General features: G+C 73.4%; 11 protein-coding genes. 4 read left to right on the top strand and 7 right to left on the bottom strand.

Annotation, left to right across the window (positions count from 1 at the left end; genetic code table 11):
- Window positions 1-388 precede the first annotated feature (388 nt).
- The 4 genes from O1G21_RS41575 to O1G21_RS34575 all read left to right on the top strand — a co-directional run bounded on the left by O1G21_RS41575 (window position 389) and on the right by O1G21_RS34575 (window position 3,541).
- Window positions 389-466 carry a mycothiol transferase gene (locus tag O1G21_RS41575; RefSeq protein WP_348532731.1) on the top strand — a complete coding sequence of 26 codons (78 nt, stop codon included), beginning with the start codon at window positions 389-391 and terminating at the stop codon, window positions 464-466.
- Window positions 467-737: 271 nt separating this feature from the next.
- The gene (locus tag O1G21_RS34585) at window positions 738-1,130 is read left to right on the top strand and encodes a cell division protein SepF (protein WP_270149306.1); all 393 of its coding nucleotides are present in this window, start codon (window positions 738-740) and stop codon (window positions 1,128-1,130) included.
- Between the two features lie 147 nt (window positions 1,131-1,277).
- On the top strand, window positions 1,278-1,877 hold the full coding sequence (locus O1G21_RS34580; RefSeq protein ID WP_270149305.1) for a TetR/AcrR family transcriptional regulator: 600 nt from the start codon (window positions 1,278-1,280) through the stop codon (window positions 1,875-1,877).
- A 74-nt stretch (window positions 1,878-1,951) separates the two neighbouring features.
- On the top strand, window positions 1,952-3,541 hold the full coding sequence (locus tag O1G21_RS34575) for an MFS transporter (RefSeq protein ID WP_270149302.1): 1,590 nt from the start codon (window positions 1,952-1,954) through the stop codon (window positions 3,539-3,541).
- A gap of 89 nt (window positions 3,542-3,630) precedes the next feature.
- On the opposite strand, the gene O1G21_RS34570 is transcribed toward O1G21_RS34575, so the two are convergent.
- The 7 genes from O1G21_RS34570 to O1G21_RS34540 all read right to left on the bottom strand — a co-directional run bounded on the left by O1G21_RS34570 (window position 3,631) and on the right by O1G21_RS34540 (window position 15,406).
- Window positions 3,631-6,096 (bottom strand): SpoIIE family protein phosphatase, encoded by a 2,466-nt coding sequence (locus O1G21_RS34570; RefSeq protein WP_270149299.1) that lies wholly within the window; start codon window positions 6,094-6,096, stop codon window positions 3,631-3,633.
- A 144-nt stretch (window positions 6,097-6,240) separates the two neighbouring features.
- Complete coding sequence (locus O1G21_RS34565; RefSeq protein ID WP_270149297.1) at window positions 6,241-6,861, bottom strand: TetR/AcrR family transcriptional regulator; 621 nt, start codon at window positions 6,859-6,861, stop codon at window positions 6,241-6,243.
- 104 nt (window positions 6,862-6,965) lie between these two features.
- Window positions 6,966-8,567 carry a 4-coumarate--CoA ligase family protein gene (locus O1G21_RS34560; RefSeq protein ID WP_270149295.1) on the bottom strand — a complete coding sequence of 534 codons (1,602 nt, stop codon included), beginning with the start codon at window positions 8,565-8,567 and terminating at the stop codon, window positions 6,966-6,968.
- A 378-nt stretch (window positions 8,568-8,945) separates the two neighbouring features.
- The gene (locus O1G21_RS34555; protein WP_270149293.1) at window positions 8,946-10,118 is read right to left on the bottom strand and encodes an acyl-CoA dehydrogenase family protein; all 1,173 of its coding nucleotides are present in this window, start codon (window positions 10,116-10,118) and stop codon (window positions 8,946-8,948) included.
- A gap of 37 nt (window positions 10,119-10,155) precedes the next feature.
- Window positions 10,156-12,090 carry an acetyl/propionyl/methylcrotonyl-CoA carboxylase subunit alpha gene (locus O1G21_RS34550; protein ID WP_270149292.1) on the bottom strand — a complete coding sequence of 645 codons (1,935 nt, stop codon included), beginning with the start codon at window positions 12,088-12,090 and terminating at the stop codon, window positions 10,156-10,158.
- A gap of 14 nt (window positions 12,091-12,104) precedes the next feature.
- Window positions 12,105-13,703 carry an acyl-CoA carboxylase subunit beta gene (locus tag O1G21_RS34545; RefSeq protein ID WP_270149290.1) on the bottom strand — a complete coding sequence of 533 codons (1,599 nt, stop codon included), beginning with the start codon at window positions 13,701-13,703 and terminating at the stop codon, window positions 12,105-12,107.
- Window positions 13,700-15,406: an acyclic terpene utilization AtuA family protein gene (locus tag O1G21_RS34540; protein WP_270149289.1), complete on the bottom strand. Its 1,707-nt coding sequence runs from the start codon at window positions 15,404-15,406 to the stop codon at window positions 13,700-13,702. Before O1G21_RS34540 ends, O1G21_RS34545 begins: the two co-directional genes overlap by 4 nt.
- Window positions 15,407-15,441 lie beyond the last annotated feature (35 nt).

The raw sequence follows: 15,441 nt of genomic DNA, 5'->3' as shown, positions 1-15,441 counted from the left end.
GCCTGCCACTGGACACCAGCGGCAGGCGGCCGCGCCGCGGCCAGGAGGTGCGCTCTGCTGGATCCTGGTCCACTTGCCATCTCCCCAACCGAAGCAAGGGACTCTTCCCTCGCGGGTTGAGCTTTCTGCTTCACAGCCCGTCGCCGACCTGGGGTTACCAGCGAGGGACGGTGCACCGCCCATCGGTCCTACACAGGCTCCACAGACCTGACTTCCCGCCAGCCCGGCGGTGGGCCCGGTCAGTTCGGTCATCGCCGACCGAGGCTCACCCATCGTACCGGCTTCACTACGGTGGGCGGCGCGGCGGTCCGACCGGGAGAGACCCGATCGCGGAAAGGCCGGTTCCTCCCTCGGGCCGAAGATGGGGGCATCCCCGGCTTGATATCCGATGATCGAGGAGTACGCGCGACACAACGGCCACGCGGATTCGTTGCACGAACTGGTGGACGGTTCGACCGACGAGTGAAATCGTTTCCGCATTGTTGACAGAAGGTCAATTGCGCGGCGGCCGCGACCGATATGGTCTACGCGCGCAACCGTACGGAGCTCCGCCGCGTCGCTCTCTTTGCCCGGGTCCGCCCGGGTTTCCGGGTGCGGCGCGACTCGTACGGGGGCCGCGAGCGGGCACGGGACCGGTGAACAGTGCGATACTCGGACAGTTCCGACGAGTGGATGACGTGTCAAAAACGGACACGCGTCCCCGGGGGACCAGACGGGACGAGGCAGGGAGGCGCGGCATGGGAGCACTTCGCGACGAGCACCACAACGGGTGGCTGATGCCCTCCGGGAACTACCCGGCCGCGGTGTACGACGACGAGTGGGTGGATCAGGAGACGGTTCCCGCCGTCCCCGCGCCCGCGAAGATCGTCTCCCTGCGGCCGACGGGCTTCGAGGCGGCCCGCACGGTCGGCGAGCACATCCGGGCGAGCACCCCGGTGGTCATGGACCTCACCGAGATGGACGAGGCCGAGGCCAAGCGCATGGTCGACTTCGCCTCCGGGCTGGTCTTCGGCACCCGGGGCGGCATCGAGCGGATCGCCCGCCGGGTCTTCCTGCTCACCCCGGCGGACGTCGAGGTGATGGTGATCGACCGCCCGCTCGACGACACCGGGTTCTACAACCAGAGCTGACCGGAGCGCAGCGCGTAGCACCCCACCGGGGGCGGCACACCAGCCGTCCCCGGTTTTTGCCGTCCGAATGCCTTTCGCCGATGACGCAGATGAGATTCCAAGGACAAATCTGAGACATCCACGTCTCATCTGGCCTACACTCGAGTCATGGCCACCGACCGCGACACCGTTCTGGAAGCCGCCGTCGGCGTGCTGTCCCGCCGTCCCACCGCCCACCTGGACGAGATCGCCCGCGCCGCGGGCATCAGCCGGGCCACCCTGCACCGGCTGTTCCCGGGCCGCGACGCGCTGATCCGCGAAGTCGGCCGGCTCGGACTGCAGCGCTTCGCCACCGCCCTGGACACCGCCGCCGTCGAGGAGGGCGACACCGAGGCGGCGCTGCGCCGGCTGGTGGACGCCGCCGTCCCCGACGCCATGCTCTGCGCCTTCCTGGCCGGCGAGAACCAGCTCTACGGCCACGACGACATCAACGACCTCTGGGAGGTCCAGCTCGACCGGCTGCACGCACTCTTCCTGCGCGGGCAGCGCGAGGGCGTCTTCCGGATCGAGCTGAGTGCCGCGTGGTTGAGCGAGGCCTTCTTCGACCTGGTGGCCGGCATCGGCTGGGCCATCCAGGACGGCCGGCTCGCCCCGCGCGACGCCGCCTTCTCGCTCGCCGAGCTGTTCCTCGGCGGCGCGCTGCGCCGGGACGCCTCCCTTTTGACCCATCGCTCCTCGGACCGGAAACCGGAAACCGATAACCCGTGAGCGAGCGAAGCGAGCGAAGCATCAAAGGGCAGCGCATTGAGCGAAGCGTCTGCCGAGCGCAGCGAGGTGGGCGCATGAGCAGTACTCCCGCCCTGACGGCCCGCCAGCGCTGGACCGGCCTCGCCGTCCTGGTGCTGGCCGTCACCGTGGTCGCCCTGGACGCGACCGTGCTCTCCCTCGCCCTCCCCTCGATCAGCGAGACGCTGCGCCCCAGCGGCACCCAGCTGCTCTGGATCGGCGATTCCTACTCCTTCGTACTGGCCGGTCTGCTGGTCAGCATGGGCGCGCTGAGCGACCGGATCGGCCGCAAGAAGCTGCTGCTGACCGGCGCCACCGCCTTCGGCGCCGCCTCGCTGCTGGCCGCGTACGCGCCGGGACCGGGCTGGCTGATCCTGGCCCGGGCGCTGCTCGGCGTCGCCGGGGCGACGATCATGCCCTCCACCCTGTCGCTGATCCGCGGCCTCTTCCCGGACGACCGGGAGCGCGCCACCGCGATCGGTGTCTGGGGCGCGGCCGCCACCGCCGGTGCGGCGCTCGGGCCGGTGATCGGCGGGCTGCTGCTGGAGCACTTCTGGTGGGGGTCGGTGTTCCTGCTGAACATCCCGGTGCTGGTCCTGCTGCTGGTGTCCGGTGCCTGGCTGCTGCCCGGGTCCAGGGATCCGAAGCCGGGGCGCTGGGACGTGCTGAGCGTCGGGCTGTCGATGGCCGGCGTGATCGGCGTGGTGTACGCGATCAAGGAGGGCGCCGCGCACGGTGTCGCCCGCTGGGAAGTCCCGGTCACCTTCCTGCTGGGCGCCGCCGCGCTCACCCTCTTCGTCCGCCGTCAGCTGCGGCTGGAGACCCCGCTGCTGGACGTCCGGCTGTTCCGCGACCGGCGGTTCACGGCCGCCGTCACGGCCTCGCTGATCTCCCTGGTCGGCCTGTCCGGCGTGATCTTCGTGGTCTCGCAGTACCTCCAGCTGGTGCGCGGCTACCAGCCGCTGCAGGCGGGCCTGGCGGAGCTGCCGGCCTTCGCCGGCTCGGTGGCGGGCGGGCTGCTCACCGCCCGGATCGCCCGGCGCTTCGGCGCGCGCCGGGCGCTGGCCGCCAGCCTGCTGGCGATGGGCCTGGCCGCGGGCGTACTGGGCTGGCTGCAGCAGGACAGCACCTACCTACTGCTGGCCGTCTCCTTCCTGGTGACGGGTACGGCCGAGGGTGTGGTCTACACGCTCGGCGCCGACCTGGTGCTGACCGCCGCGCCCGCCGACAAGGCCGGGGCCGCCTCAGCGGTCTCGGAGACGGCGTACGAGCTGGGCACCGCGCTCGGCATCGCCCTGGTCGGCTCGGTGGTCGGCTCGATCTACGCGAGCGGGCTGGCCGTCCCGGCCGGGGTCTCCCCGGAGGTCGCCGCCCGGGCCGGCGAGTCGCTGGGCGCGGCCGTGGAGACGGCGGAGGGGCTGTCGCCGGAGCTGGCGCGGCCGCTGGTGGCGAGCGCGAAGGACGCCTTCGTGCACGGCATGAACAGCGCCGGGCTGCTGGCCGGGGCGCTGCTGGTCGGCGCGGCCGCACTGGCCTGGTGGCTGCTGCGCGGGCGCCCCGCCCCGACGGCGGCCGAGCCGGCCGAGCCGGTCGAGCCGGTCGAGCCGGTCGAGGAGGCTCCCCGGTCGGAGCGCGTGAGCGCATAGGAAGCAGGAGGGACGCGCGGGAAAGAGAGGAGAACGCCCGGTCCCGAATCGGGAACGGGCGTTCTCGCGCCCCGGGGCTACGAAAGGGGCTACGCAGCCCCGAAGGGCAGTTCCAGCTCCGCCCAGACCACCTTGCCGTCCCTGGTCAGCCGGCTGCCCCAGCGCTGGGCCAGCTCGCTGACCAGGAACATCCCGCGCCCACCCTCGTCCTGCTCGGCGAAGGGGCGCAGTTGCGGGGCCGCGCCGCCGGCGTCGGAGACCTCGACGGTGAGCACCCGGTCGCGGAACAGCCGCAGCCGGCGCGGCGCCTCGGCGTGCAGCAGGGCGTTCGTGACCAGTTCGCTGACCAGCAGTTCGGCGTAGTCGGAGAGCGCGCTCAGGCCCCAGGAGGCCAGGGTGGCGCGGGTGAAGCGGCGGGCCCGGCCGGGGAGCTTGCCGCCGCCGGTGAGCGGGAGGCCGGCGATCCGGTCGGCGGGCACCGGCAGCGCCCGGGCCATGATCATGGCGATGTCGTCCTCGGTGCCGTCGGTGACCAGGGCGCCGATCACGGCGTCGCAGGTCTCCTCCAGCGTCCGGCCGGGCCCGGCCAGGGTGCGGGCGAGCAGGTCGATGCCGTGGTCCAGGTCCTGGCCGCGCCGCTCGACCAGGCCGTCGGTGTAGAGGGCGAGCATGCCGCCCTCGGGGAGGGTGAAGTCGATCGACTCGAAGGCGACCCCGCCGACGCCCAGCGGCACGCCGGGCGGCACCTCGACCCGGCGGGCGATGCCGTCGGTGCCGACCCAGACCGGCGGCAGGTGCCCGGCGGAGGCGACCTGGACGGTGCGCTCCAGCGGGTCGTAGACCGCGCAGATGCAGGTGGCGAACTGGCCCTCGCCGATCCCCGAGGCGGTCTCGTCCAGTCGGGTGAGGACCTGCTCGGGCGGCATGTCCAGGGTGGCGAGGGTCCGGGCGACGGTGCGCAGCTGGCCCATGGTGGCGGCGGCCCGGATGCCGTGGCCCATCACGTCGCCGACCACCAGGGCGACCCGTCCGCAGGACAGCGGCACCACGTCGAACCAGTCGCCGCCGACCTCGCTGACCACGCTGCTGGGCAGGTAGCGGTAGGCGATCTCCAGGCCGAGGGTGCGGTGGATCTCCTGCGGCAGCAGGCTGCGCTGCAGGGTGAGGGCGGTCTCCCGCTCGCGGCGGTAGAGCCGGGCGTTGTCGAGGGCCAGGGCGGTGCGGGCGACGAGTTCCTCGGCGAGCGCGACGTCGGCGTCGTTGAAGGGCTCGGGGTTGCGCATCCGGATGAACTCGGAGCCGCCGAGCACCATGCCCCGGGCGGTGATCGGCACCATCAGGTACGAGTGGATGCCGGCCGCGATCCCGGGGGCGACCCGGTCCTCGCTGGACACCAGGCCGCGCAGCACCTCCTCGTCCACGTGGGCGCGCAGCAACGGGCGGCCGCTGCGCAGGCACTGGGTGTAGCTGCGGTCGGGGGCGTACTCGGAGGTCTCGCCGACGACGTCCACGGCGTGCGCGAGGCCGGTGTCGTAGTTCTCCCCGACGGCGACGGCGCGCAGGGTGACCGAGCGGTCGGAGGGGATCGGGGTGGGCTCGGCGCCGCGCAGCACCGGCTCGAGCAGGTCGACGGTGGCGAAGTCGGCGAACCGGGGGACGACCGCCTCGATCAGTTCCTCGGCGGTGCGCTGGAGGTCGAGGGTGGTGCCGATCCGGGCGGTGGCCTCGGCGATGGTGGCGAGCCGTTCCTGGGCGCGGGCGGCGCGGGCCTCGGCCTGGAAGCGCTCGGTGACGTCGATGATCGAGGAGCAGACGCCGAAGACCTTGCCGGTGGAGTCCTCCAGCCGGAAGTAGGAGGCGGACCAGGCGCGGTCCCGTCTGGGGTCGCCGGGGACGCGGCCGTGCGAGCGGGCGTCGACCACGGGCTTGCCGCTCTTGAGCACCTGTCTCATGATCTGCTCGATCTCGGCGGTGTTGATGCCGGGCAGGACGGCGGATATCCGTCGGCCGAGGTGGCCGGCGACCGGGACGCCGTTCATCCGGGCCAGCGCCGCGTTGATGCGGACGAAGCGCAGGTCGGTGTCGTAGACGGCCATGCCGATCGGGGAGCGGCCGAAGACGCCGTCCAGCACGGCGAGGTCGGCCTCGACCGCGTGGAGGGCCCGGGTGTCGGAGGCGGTGGCGAGCAGCAGCAGGGTGCCGGCCGGGCCGGCGATCGGATAGGTGCGGAACTCCAGCTCGACCCGGTGGCCGTCGCGGTGGCGGACCGGGAAGACGAAGGTGGAGCCGCTGCCGGCCATGATCCGCTGGAACAGGTCGAGCACGGCGGGGCGGTCGGTCTCGTCGGTGAGCAGCTGGGCGGCGTAGCTGCCGACGGCCTCTTCGGCGGGGTAGCCGAGCAGGGCCTCGGCGTCCTCGCTCCAGTGCAGGATCAGTCCGTCGGCCTGGAGCAGGGCCGTGGCGAGCGGGACGAGGCGGTGGCCTTCCGGGCGTGCGGGATCGTCGTCCGGCGCGGGGCCGGCGGCGGCGGTCGCGTCCCACTCGTGTCCGTGCATTCAGGCAGCACCCCGGTTCGGCTCGGCCCGGCCGGACGGGCCTCGCGGTCCGTACCGGCCGGGTTTCTTCTCCAGACTGCACGGACATCGGGCGCCCGGCGACCCCTTGGTCAGAGGGTGTCCGGTCGCTCGGTTGTACGGGCGTCATGGGCGTACCGGGCGCAGCGTACTCTCCAGAACGCCCGCCCACTGCCGGATCACCCCGGAACGTCGGAGGCTGTCGTCGGTGAGCAGGTTGGCGAGGCCGAGTCCGCGGGCGAGGTCGAGGGTGGCCTGCACGGATTCGCGCACGCCGGGGCGGCTCTCGTCGGCGTCCAGGAACTCCACGGCGGCCCGGTGGGCCTCCCGGCCGACGTGGCCCTCCAGGGCGATGATCCGCTCGCGCAGGACCTCCTCGGTGGCGGCGGCGGTCCACAGGTGCAGGGCGGCCCGGAACAGCGGTCCGGTGTAGAGGCGCACGATCATGTCGACCACGGCCCGGGTGCGGTCGGGGCCGGCGGCCGGCAGTTCGTCCGCGTGGGCGCGGACGGCTGCCAGCCGCTCGGCGGTGACGTGCTCGACGGCCGCGGTGAAGAGGTCCTCGCGGGTCGGGAAGTGGTGCTGGGCGGCGCCCCGGGAGACGCCGGCCCGTTCGGCGACCACGGTGACGGTGGAGCCCTGCCAGCCGAGCTCGGCCAGGCAGTCCACGGCGGCCGCGAGCAGCCGGGCCCGGGTCGCGCGGCTGCGGTCCTGCTGGGGGGTGCGGACGGCGGGGTGGCTGGTCATGGCGGGTGGCGGTTCCTGTATCGACGGGGTCTGTTCCGGTGGGGGCGCGGCGGGTCGATCCTCACAGACGGGCCGCGGTCTTCGTCCGCCGGGGGCCCCGGCCTTCAGGAGGCGGCCCCGGCCCGGTCGGCCTCGCGGGCGCGCAGTTCGCGGCGCAGGATCTTGCCGGCCGCGGACTTGGGGACGGCGTCCACGAACTCCACCGCGCGCACCTTCTTGTACGGGGCGACCTGCCCGGCGACGTAGCCGGTGACCTCCTCGGCGGTCAGGCCGCTGCCGGGGACGCGGACCACGAAGGCCTTGGGGCACTCCGTGCCGTCGGCGTCGGGGACGCCGATCACGGCGGCGTCGGCGATCTCCGGGTGGCCGAGCAGCACGGCCTCCAGTTCGGCGGGGGCGACCTGGTACCCCTTGTACTTGATCAGCTCCTTGACCCGGTCGACGACGAACAGGTAGCCGCGCTCGTCCACGTGGCCGATGTCGCCGGTGTGCAGCCAGCCGTCGGCGTCGACCATGGCTGCGGTCTCGGAGGGGCGGCCGAAGTAGCCCTTCATCACCTGGGGGCCGCGGATCAGCAGCTCGCCCTGCTCCCCCGGTCCGAGGTCGTCGCCGGAGCCGTCCAGGGCGGTGATCCGCAGTTCGGTGGAGGGCACCATCCGGCCGACCGAGCCGGGCGAGGGGTCGCGGTCGGTCGGGGAGACCACGTGGGTGACCGGGGACAGCTCGGTCATGCCGTAGCCCTGGAGCAGGTGGGGCAGGCCCAGCCGGCGGGCGCAGGTCTCGGCGAGCTCGTGGTCCAGCGGGGCGGCCGCGCACAGCAGGTACTCGACCGAGGAGAGGTCGAAGCCCTCCACGAGGGGGTGCTTGGCCAGCGCGAGGACGATCGGCGGGGCGACCACCAGGCCCTGCACCCGGTGCTGTTCGATCGTGCGGCAGAACTGCTCCAGGTCGAAGCGGGGCAGCACGACCACGGTGGCGCCGCACCGCAGCGGCTGGTTGAGCAGTGCCGTCAGGCCGTAGATGTGGAAGAACGGCAGTACGGCGAGCACCCGTTCGCCCTCGGCGGGGCGGTAGAGGGCGTCGGTCTGGGCGAGGTTGGTGGCGATCGAGCGGTGGGTGAGCATCACGCCCTTGGGCAGGCCGGTGGTGCCGCTGGAGTACGGCAGGACGGCGATGTCCTCGCCCGGGTCGATGGCCGGTTCGGGGGCGGGGCCGGTGGTGGCCAGCAGGTCGGCGAGCGAGATGTGGCCCTCGGCGCCGTCCAGGACGATCGTCCCGAGCAGCGGGCGGCCGGTGCCGGCGAGCAGGTCGGCGGCCGCCACGGCGGTCGGCAGGAACGGGGAGACGGTGATCAGCCAGCGGGCGTCGCTGTCGCCCAGTTGGCCGGCCAGCTCGCCGGGGGTGCTCAGCGAGGACACCGTGGTCACGGTGGCGCCGGCCCGGGTGGCGCCGTAGTAGGCCATCGGGTAGGCGACCGAGTTGGGGCTGAACAGGGCGACCACGTCGCCCTTGCGCACCCCTGCCTCGGCCAGTCCGGCGGCGACCCTCTCGACCGAGGCGGCGAGCCGGGCGTAGCTGACCCGCTCCCCGGTGATGCCGTCGATCAGGGCGGTCCGCTCGCCGTAGCGGGCGGCCGAGGAGAGCACCGCGTCGTGGATCGGCAGGTCGACGTCGGGGACGTCCGGGAACGCGCTTCGGAACACCAAGGCATGCCTCCAGGAAGGAAGTTGACGCGACAACCAAATGCTTTCGGGGTGCGTGCAGGAGCATACGGACAGTCAGGGGGCGGGCTGGGCCATTGTGGGGAACCGGGGCGGAGCCCGCGTGGCGCGGTTGATCCCGAAGGCGCCCACCCGGACGGCGATGCAGCACGGCCGCCCGCCCCCGGGTGGGGCCCGGATCCTGGAGCACCCCCCGTGAGACCCACCTCCGCCCGCCTTCCGTCCGCCCGCCGCCTGCTCGCCGCCGCCACCGCCCTCGTGGTCGGCACGCCGACAACCTCAGCGGACCGGCCGTGTACTACCGGCTCGGACTGCTGCGCCCGGGGGTTCGGTAGACCGCTTCGCCGAGTCAGTTTCGCCGGATCAGTACGACTTCGGCAGGCCGAGGGTGTGCTGGGCGACGTAGTTGAGCACCATCTCCCGGCTGACCGGGGCGACCCTGCCGACCCTGGTCGCGGCCAGCAGGGCCCCCAGGCCGTACTCCTGGGTGAGGCCGTTGCCGCCGAGGGTCTGCACCGCCTGGTCGACGGTCCGCGCCGCGGCCTCCCCGGCAGCGTACTTGGCCATGTTGGCGGCCTCCCCCGCGGCGACGTCCTCGCCCGCGTCGTAGAGCAGCCCGGCCTTCTGGGTCATCAGCCGGGCCAACTCGATCTCCACCGCGCACTGGGCCAGCGGGTGCGCCAGGCCCTGGTGGGCGCCGATCGGGGTGGACCAGACGGTGCGGGTCTTCGCGTACTCCACCGCCTTGCCGAGCGCTTGGCGGGCCAGGCCGAGCGAGAAGGCGGCGGTGAGGATCCGCTCCGGGTTGAGGCCGGCGAACAGCTGGAGCAGGCCGGCGTTCTCGTCGCCGACCAGGGCGTCGGCGGGCAGTCGGACGTCGTCCAGGAAGACCTGGAACTGCTTCTCGGGGGCGACGAGTTCCATCGGGATCGACCGGTACTCGAAGCCGGGGGTGTCCCGCGGGACGACGAACAGGCAGGGCTTGAGCTTGCCGGTGCGTGCGTCCTCGGTGCGGGCCACGAACAGCACCGCGTCCGAGTGGTCGATGCCGGAGACGAACACCTTGCGGCCGGTCAGCAGCCAGTCCTCGCCGTCCCGGCGGGCGACGGTGGAGATCCGGTGCGAGTTGCTGCCGGCGTCCGGCTCGGTGATGCCGAAGGCCATCCGGCGGGTGCCGTCGGCCAGCCCGGGCAGCCAGCGCTGCTTCTGCTCCTCGGTGCCGTAGCGGGCTATCACCGTGCCGCAGATCGCCGGGGAGACGATCAGCAGCAGCAACGGGCAGCCGGCGGTGCCGAGTTCCTCCAGGACGATGGCGAGGTCGGTGATGCCACCGCCTCCGCCGCCGTACTCGGCGGGCAGGTTGACGCCCAGGTAGCCGGCCTTGCCGGCCTCCGCCCACAGTTCGTCGGCGGGCTCGCCGGCCCGGGCCTTGGCGAGGTAGTAGGCGGAGCCGTAGCGGCGGCCGAGGTCGCCGACGGCCGTGCGCAGGGCGGTGCGTTCGGGGGTTTCGAGGAGCTGACTGCCGATGCCGGACATGCGGGGGTCCTTCCTCAGACCTCTTGGGGGCGGGCTCTCAGGCTTCTTGGGGGGTCTTGACGACGGCGAGCAGGGTGCCGAGCTCGACCTGTTCGCCGGGGGTGACGCGCAGTTCGACCAGGGTGCCGTCGGTAGGAGCGGTGACGCGGTGCTCCATCTTCATCGCCTCCAGCACCAGCAGCGGCTGGCCGGCGGTGACGGTGTCGCCGACGGCGGCGGCGGTGCGCAGGACGGTGCCGGGCATCGGGGCGAGCAGGGCGCCCGGGTCGGTCTGGGCGGTGGGGTCCGGGAAGCGCGGCAGCGCGGTGAGCGCGGTGCTGCCGGTCGGGGTGTCGACGTACACCCGGTCGCCGTAACGGGCGACGGCGTACGGGCGTTGGACCTCGCCCTCGCGCAGGATGACCAAGTCGGGCTGGGCGTCCATGAGTTCGACGTCCGGGTGGTCATCGGCCGCCAGTCCGGCCCGGGTTCGGCGGTAGCGGACCTCCAACTCGCCTCCGTCCCGGGCTCGGTAGCGCTTGGACTGGGGCTGGGAGGGGAGGTTGCGCCAGCCGGACGGCAGGGCGGTGCGGCGGGCGGCGGCGTCCGCGAGGGCGGCGGCCAGAGCGGCACGGGCGGCACCCTTGGCATCCGGGGCGGTGAGCTCGGCCGCGTGCTCGGCGAGGAACCCGGTGTGCAGGCGTCCGGCCCGGAAGTCCGGGTGCCGCAGCGCGCGGACCAGCAGCTCCCGGTTGGTGGCGGGCCCGTGGATCCGGGCGCGGGCGAGTACGTCGGCCAGCCGGCGGGCCGCGGCGGCGCGGGTCGGCGCCCGGACGATCACCTTGGCGAGCATCGCGTCGTAGTGCGGGGTGATCTCGCTGCCGGGTTCGACGCCGGAGTCAAGCCGCACCTCGCCGTCGGTGAACTCCTGGTGCTCGACGGTGAGTTCGAGCCGGTGCAGGGCGCCGGTGGCGGGCTGCCAGTCGCTGGCCGGGTCCTCCGCGTACAGCCGGGCCTCGATCGCGTGGCCGGTGGTCGGCGGCGGGGTGGGACCGGGCAGCTGCTCCCCTTCGGCGACGGCGAGTTGGAGCGCGACCAGGTCCAGGCCGGTGACCGCCTCGGTGACCGGGTGCTCGACCTGGAGGCGGGTGTTCATCTCCAGGAAGAAGAACCGGCCGTCCTCGGTGAGCAGGAACTCGGCGGTGCCGGCGCCGACGTAGCCGATCGCCCGGGCTGCGGTCACCGCCGCCGCGTGCAACTCGGCCCGTACGTCCGCCGGCAGGCCGGGGGCGGGGGCCTCCTCGATCACCTTCTGGTGCCGCCGCTGCAGCGAGCAGTCGCGGTCGCCGACCGCCCACACCGTGCCGTGGGCGTCGGCCAGCAGCTGGACCTCGACGTGCCGGCCGGTGGGCAGGTAGCGCTCGCAGAACACCTCGTCCGAGCCGAAGGCCTTGCCCGCCTCGGCCCGGGCGGCCTCGAGCTCGGCGGGCAGGTCCGCGAGGCGGCGGACGACCCGCATGCCCCGCCCGCCGCCGCCCGCCGCGGCCTTGACCAGCACCGGCAGGTCGGCCTCGGTCGGCTCGGCGAGCGCGCCCAGGACGGGTACCCCGGCGGCGGCCATCAGGCGCTTGGCAGCGGTCTTGGAGCCCATCGCGGCGATCGCGGCCGGTGGCGGACCGACCCACACCAGGCCCGCGTCCAGCACGGCCCGCGCGAACTCGGCGCTCTCGGAGAGGAATCCGTAGCCGGGATGGACGGCGTCCGCGCCGGCCTGGAGAGCCGCTCGGATGATCAGCTCGCCGCGCAGATAGGTGTCGGCCGGCGCGGCGCCGGGCAGCCGGACGGCGCCGTCGGCCTCCCGCACGTACGGGGCACCGGCGTCCGGGTCGGAGTGCACCGCGGTGGTCGCGATGCCGAGCCCCCGGCAGGTGCGGAACACCCGGCGGGCGATCTCGCCACGGTTGGCGACCAGCAGGTTCGTGATCGTGGTCATGGTCGGTTGCCCTCTCACAGACGGAAGACGCCGTAGCCGCGCGCGCCCTCGACCGGCGCGTTGTGGATCGCGGACAGGCACAGGCCGAGCACCGTGCGGGTGTCGCGCGGGTCGATCACGCCGTCGTCGTAGAGCCGGCCGGACAGGAAGACCGGCAGCGACTCCGCCTCGATCTGCTGCTCGACCATCGCCCGGATCGCGGCGTCCGCGTCCTCGTCGTACGGCTGCCCCTTGGCCGCGGCCGACTGGCGGGCGACGATCGACAGCACCCCGGCGAGCTGCTGCGGGCCCATCACGGCGGACTTGGCGCTCGGCCAGGAGAACAGGAAGCGCGGCTCGTACGCCCGGCCGCACATGCCGTAGTGGCCGGCCCCGTAGGAGGCGCCCATCAGTACGGACAGGTGCGGGACGGTGGAGTTGGCGACGGCGTTGATCATCATCGCGCCGTGCTTGATGATGCCGCCCTGCTCGTAGTCCCTGCCGACCATGTAGCCGGTGGTGTTGTGCAGGAACAGCAGTGGGGTGTTCCGCTGGTTCGCCAACTGGATGAACTGGGCGGCCTTCTGGGACTCGGCGCTGAACAGCACGCCCTGGGCGTTGGCCAGGATGCCGACCGGATAGCCGAAGAGGCGGGCCCAGCCGGTGGCCAGGCTGGTGCCGTAGAGCGGCTTGAACTCGTCGAAGTCGGAGCCGTCGACGATCCGGGCGATCACCTCGCGCGGGTCGAAGGGCACCTTGAGGTCTCCGGGGACGATGCCGAGCAGCTCCTCCTCGTCGTACTTCGGCGGCTCGGCGAAGCGGTCGGGGTCGGGGCCGGGCTTGCGGTGGTCGAGCCGGGCGACGATCCGGCGGGCGATCCGCAGCGCGTCCGCCTCGTCCACCGCGAAGTGGTCGGCCAGACCGGAGGTGCGGGCGTGCATCTCGGCGCCGCCCAGCGACTCGTCGTCGGCCTCCTCGCCGGTGGCCATCCTGACCAGCGGCGGGCCGCCGAGGAACACCTTGGCGCGCTCCTTGACCAGCACGGTGTGGTCGGACATCCCCGGCACGTAGGCTCCGCCGGCCGTCGAGTTGCCGAACACCACGGCCACGGTGGGGATTCCGGCGGCGGACAGCCGGGTGAGGTCGCGGAACAGGGCGCCGCCGGGGATGAAGATCTCCTTCTGGCTGGGCAGGTCGGCGCCACCCGACTCGACCAGGTTGACCAACGGAAGGCGGTTGCGCAACGCGATCTCGTTGGCCCGCAGGGCCTTCCGGAGCGTCCACGGGTTGCTGGCGCCGCCGCGCACCGTCGGATCGTTGGCGGTGATCACGCACTCGACGCCCTCGATCACGCCGATGCCGGTGACCAGCGCCGCGCCCACCGGGTAGTCGCTGCCCCAGGCGGCCAGCGGGGACAGCTCCAGGAACGGCGAGTCCGGATCGACCAGCAGCTCGATCCGCTCACGGGCCAGCAGCTTGCCCCGCTTGCGGTGGCGCTCCACGTACTTGGACCCGCCACCGGCCAGCGCCTTGGCGTGCTCGGCGTCCAGCGCGGCCAGCTTGGCGGTCATCGCGGCCCGGTGCTCGGCGTACTCGGGCCCGGCCGGGTCGACGCGGGTGGGCAGGGCGGTCACAGGAGAGCCTCCGGAATGTCGAGGTGGCGCGAGCGCAGCCACTCGCCCAGGGCCTTGGCCTGGGGGTCGAAGCGGTGCTGGGCGGCGACGCCCTCGCCGAGCAGGCCGGTCAGGGTGAAGTTGACCGCCCTCAGGTTCGGCAGCAAATGCCGCCTGACGGTCAACTCAGCCGTTTCGGGGAGCAGTTCGCGCAGCTTCTCGACGGTGAGGGTGTGCGCGAGCCAGCGCCAGCCCTCCTCGCTGCGGGCCCAGACGCCCAGGTTGGCGTCGCCGCCCTTGTCGCCGCTGCGGGCGCCGAGCAGCAGGCCGAGCGGGGCGCGGCGGGTCGGGCCCGGTGGCAGAGACTCGGGCAACTCCTGCTCGACGTCGATGGGTTGGCTCGTCACCGGGGCGGGCGGGACGGCGATCCGACGGCCGTCCGGCAGTACGGCGGTGTGCTCGACCAGCTTGGCGTCGACGTGCGACGCGGTGAACACCCCGTACGGCGCACCCGGGCCGGGCGGGGCGGTGAGGTGGAACCCGGGATACCCGGCGAGGCCCAACTCCACGGCGGCCTTGCCCAGTTCACGACCCACCTTGGCCGGGTCGCGGTCCCGGGCGGTCAGCCGGAGCAAGGCCGAGGCGGCCTCCTCGGTGGCGGCGTCCGGGTGGTCGGTGCGGGCGAGGGTCCAGCGCAGCTCGGCCGGGCGCGCCTCGGGCGGCAGGGCGGCGGTGAACTGGCGCCTCACCAGGGCGGCCTTGGCCTCGATGTCCAGGCCGGTGAGGACGAACACCACCTCGTTGCGGTGGCCGCCCAGGCGGTTGCAGCCGACCTTCAGGGTGGGCGGCGGGGCCTCCCCGCGCACACCGTCGATCCGTACCCGGTCCGGGCCCTCCTCGGTGAGCCGGACGGTGTCCAGCCGGGCGGTGACGTCGGGGCCGAGGTAGTTCGATCCGCCGGTCTCGTACAGGAGTTGGGCGGTGACGGTGCCGACGGTGACGGCTCCGCCGGTACCGGGGTGCTTGGTGATCACGCTGGAGCCGTCCGGGTACAGCTCGGCCAGCGGGAAGCCGGGACGGTCCACGTCGTGCTCGTGGAAGAAGGCGTAGTTGCCGCCGGTGGCCTGCGCGCCGCACTCCAGGACGTGCCCGGCCACCACCGCCCCGGCGAGGGCGTCGAGGTCGGTGGCGGTCCAGCCGAAGTGGGCGATCGCAGGCCCGGCGACCAGCGCGGCGTCGGTCACCCGCCCGGTGACCACCACGTCCGCGCCCCCGGCGAGGCAGGCGGCGATCCCGAACCCGCCGAGGTAGGCGTTGGCGGCCAACAGGTGCTCGGGCAGCCCCAGTTCGGCCCGGCGCGGCAGCAGGTCGTCACCCTCGACGTGGGCGACGGCGGTCGGGACGCCGAGGCGCTGTGCCAACTCCCGCAGCTGATCCGCGAGTCGGGCCGGGTTGAGGCCGCCCGCGTTCACCACGACCGTCACGCCCCGCTCCCGGGCCAGCCCGAGGCACTCCTCCATCTGCCGCAGGAAGGTCCGGGCGTACCCGAGCGACGGATCCCTCAGCCGGTCCCGGGCCAGGATCAGCATGGTCAGCTCGGCGAGATAGTCCCCGGTGAGCACGTCCAGCGGCCCGTCCGTGAGCATCTCCCGCACCGCCGCGAAGCGGTCCCCGTAGAACCCCGAGGCATTGCCGATCCGCAGTACCGAGCTCGCGTGCGCCAATGCGCCTCCCCTGCCGGTGGGTTGGCGACACCCCG

This window comes from Kitasatospora cathayae (genome assembly GCF_027627435.1).
GTDB lineage: Bacteria > Actinomycetota > Actinomycetes > Streptomycetales > Streptomycetaceae > Kitasatospora > Kitasatospora cathayae.
The sequence above is the reverse complement of the archived record's forward strand: the minus strand, read 5'-3'. Positions and strand labels throughout refer to the sequence as shown.

Bases quoted from the DNA above. Each gene is read 5' to 3' on its own strand.
- O1G21_RS41575 (WP_348532731.1), top strand. From the start codon at position 389: ATGATCGAGGAGTACGCGCGACACAACGGCCACGCGGATTCGTTGCAC.
- O1G21_RS34585 (WP_270149306.1), top strand. From the start codon at position 738: ATGGGAGCACTTCGCGACGAGCACCACAACGGGTGGCTGATGCCCTCC.
- O1G21_RS34580 (WP_270149305.1), top strand. From the start codon at position 1,278: ATGGCCACCGACCGCGACACCGTTCTGGAAGCCGCCGTCGGCGTGCTG.
- O1G21_RS34575 (WP_270149302.1), top strand. From the start codon at position 1,952: ATGAGCAGTACTCCCGCCCTGACGGCCCGCCAGCGCTGGACCGGCCTC.
- O1G21_RS34570 (WP_270149299.1), bottom strand. From the start codon at position 6,096: ATGCACGGACACGAGTGGGACGCGACCGCCGCCGCCGGCCCCGCGCCG.
- O1G21_RS34565 (WP_270149297.1), bottom strand. From the start codon at position 6,861: ATGACCAGCCACCCCGCCGTCCGCACCCCCCAGCAGGACCGCAGCCGC.
- O1G21_RS34555 (WP_270149293.1), bottom strand. From the start codon at position 10,118: ATGTCCGGCATCGGCAGTCAGCTCCTCGAAACCCCCGAACGCACCGCC.
- O1G21_RS34550 (WP_270149292.1), bottom strand. From the start codon at position 12,090: ATGACCACGATCACGAACCTGCTGGTCGCCAACCGTGGCGAGATCGCC.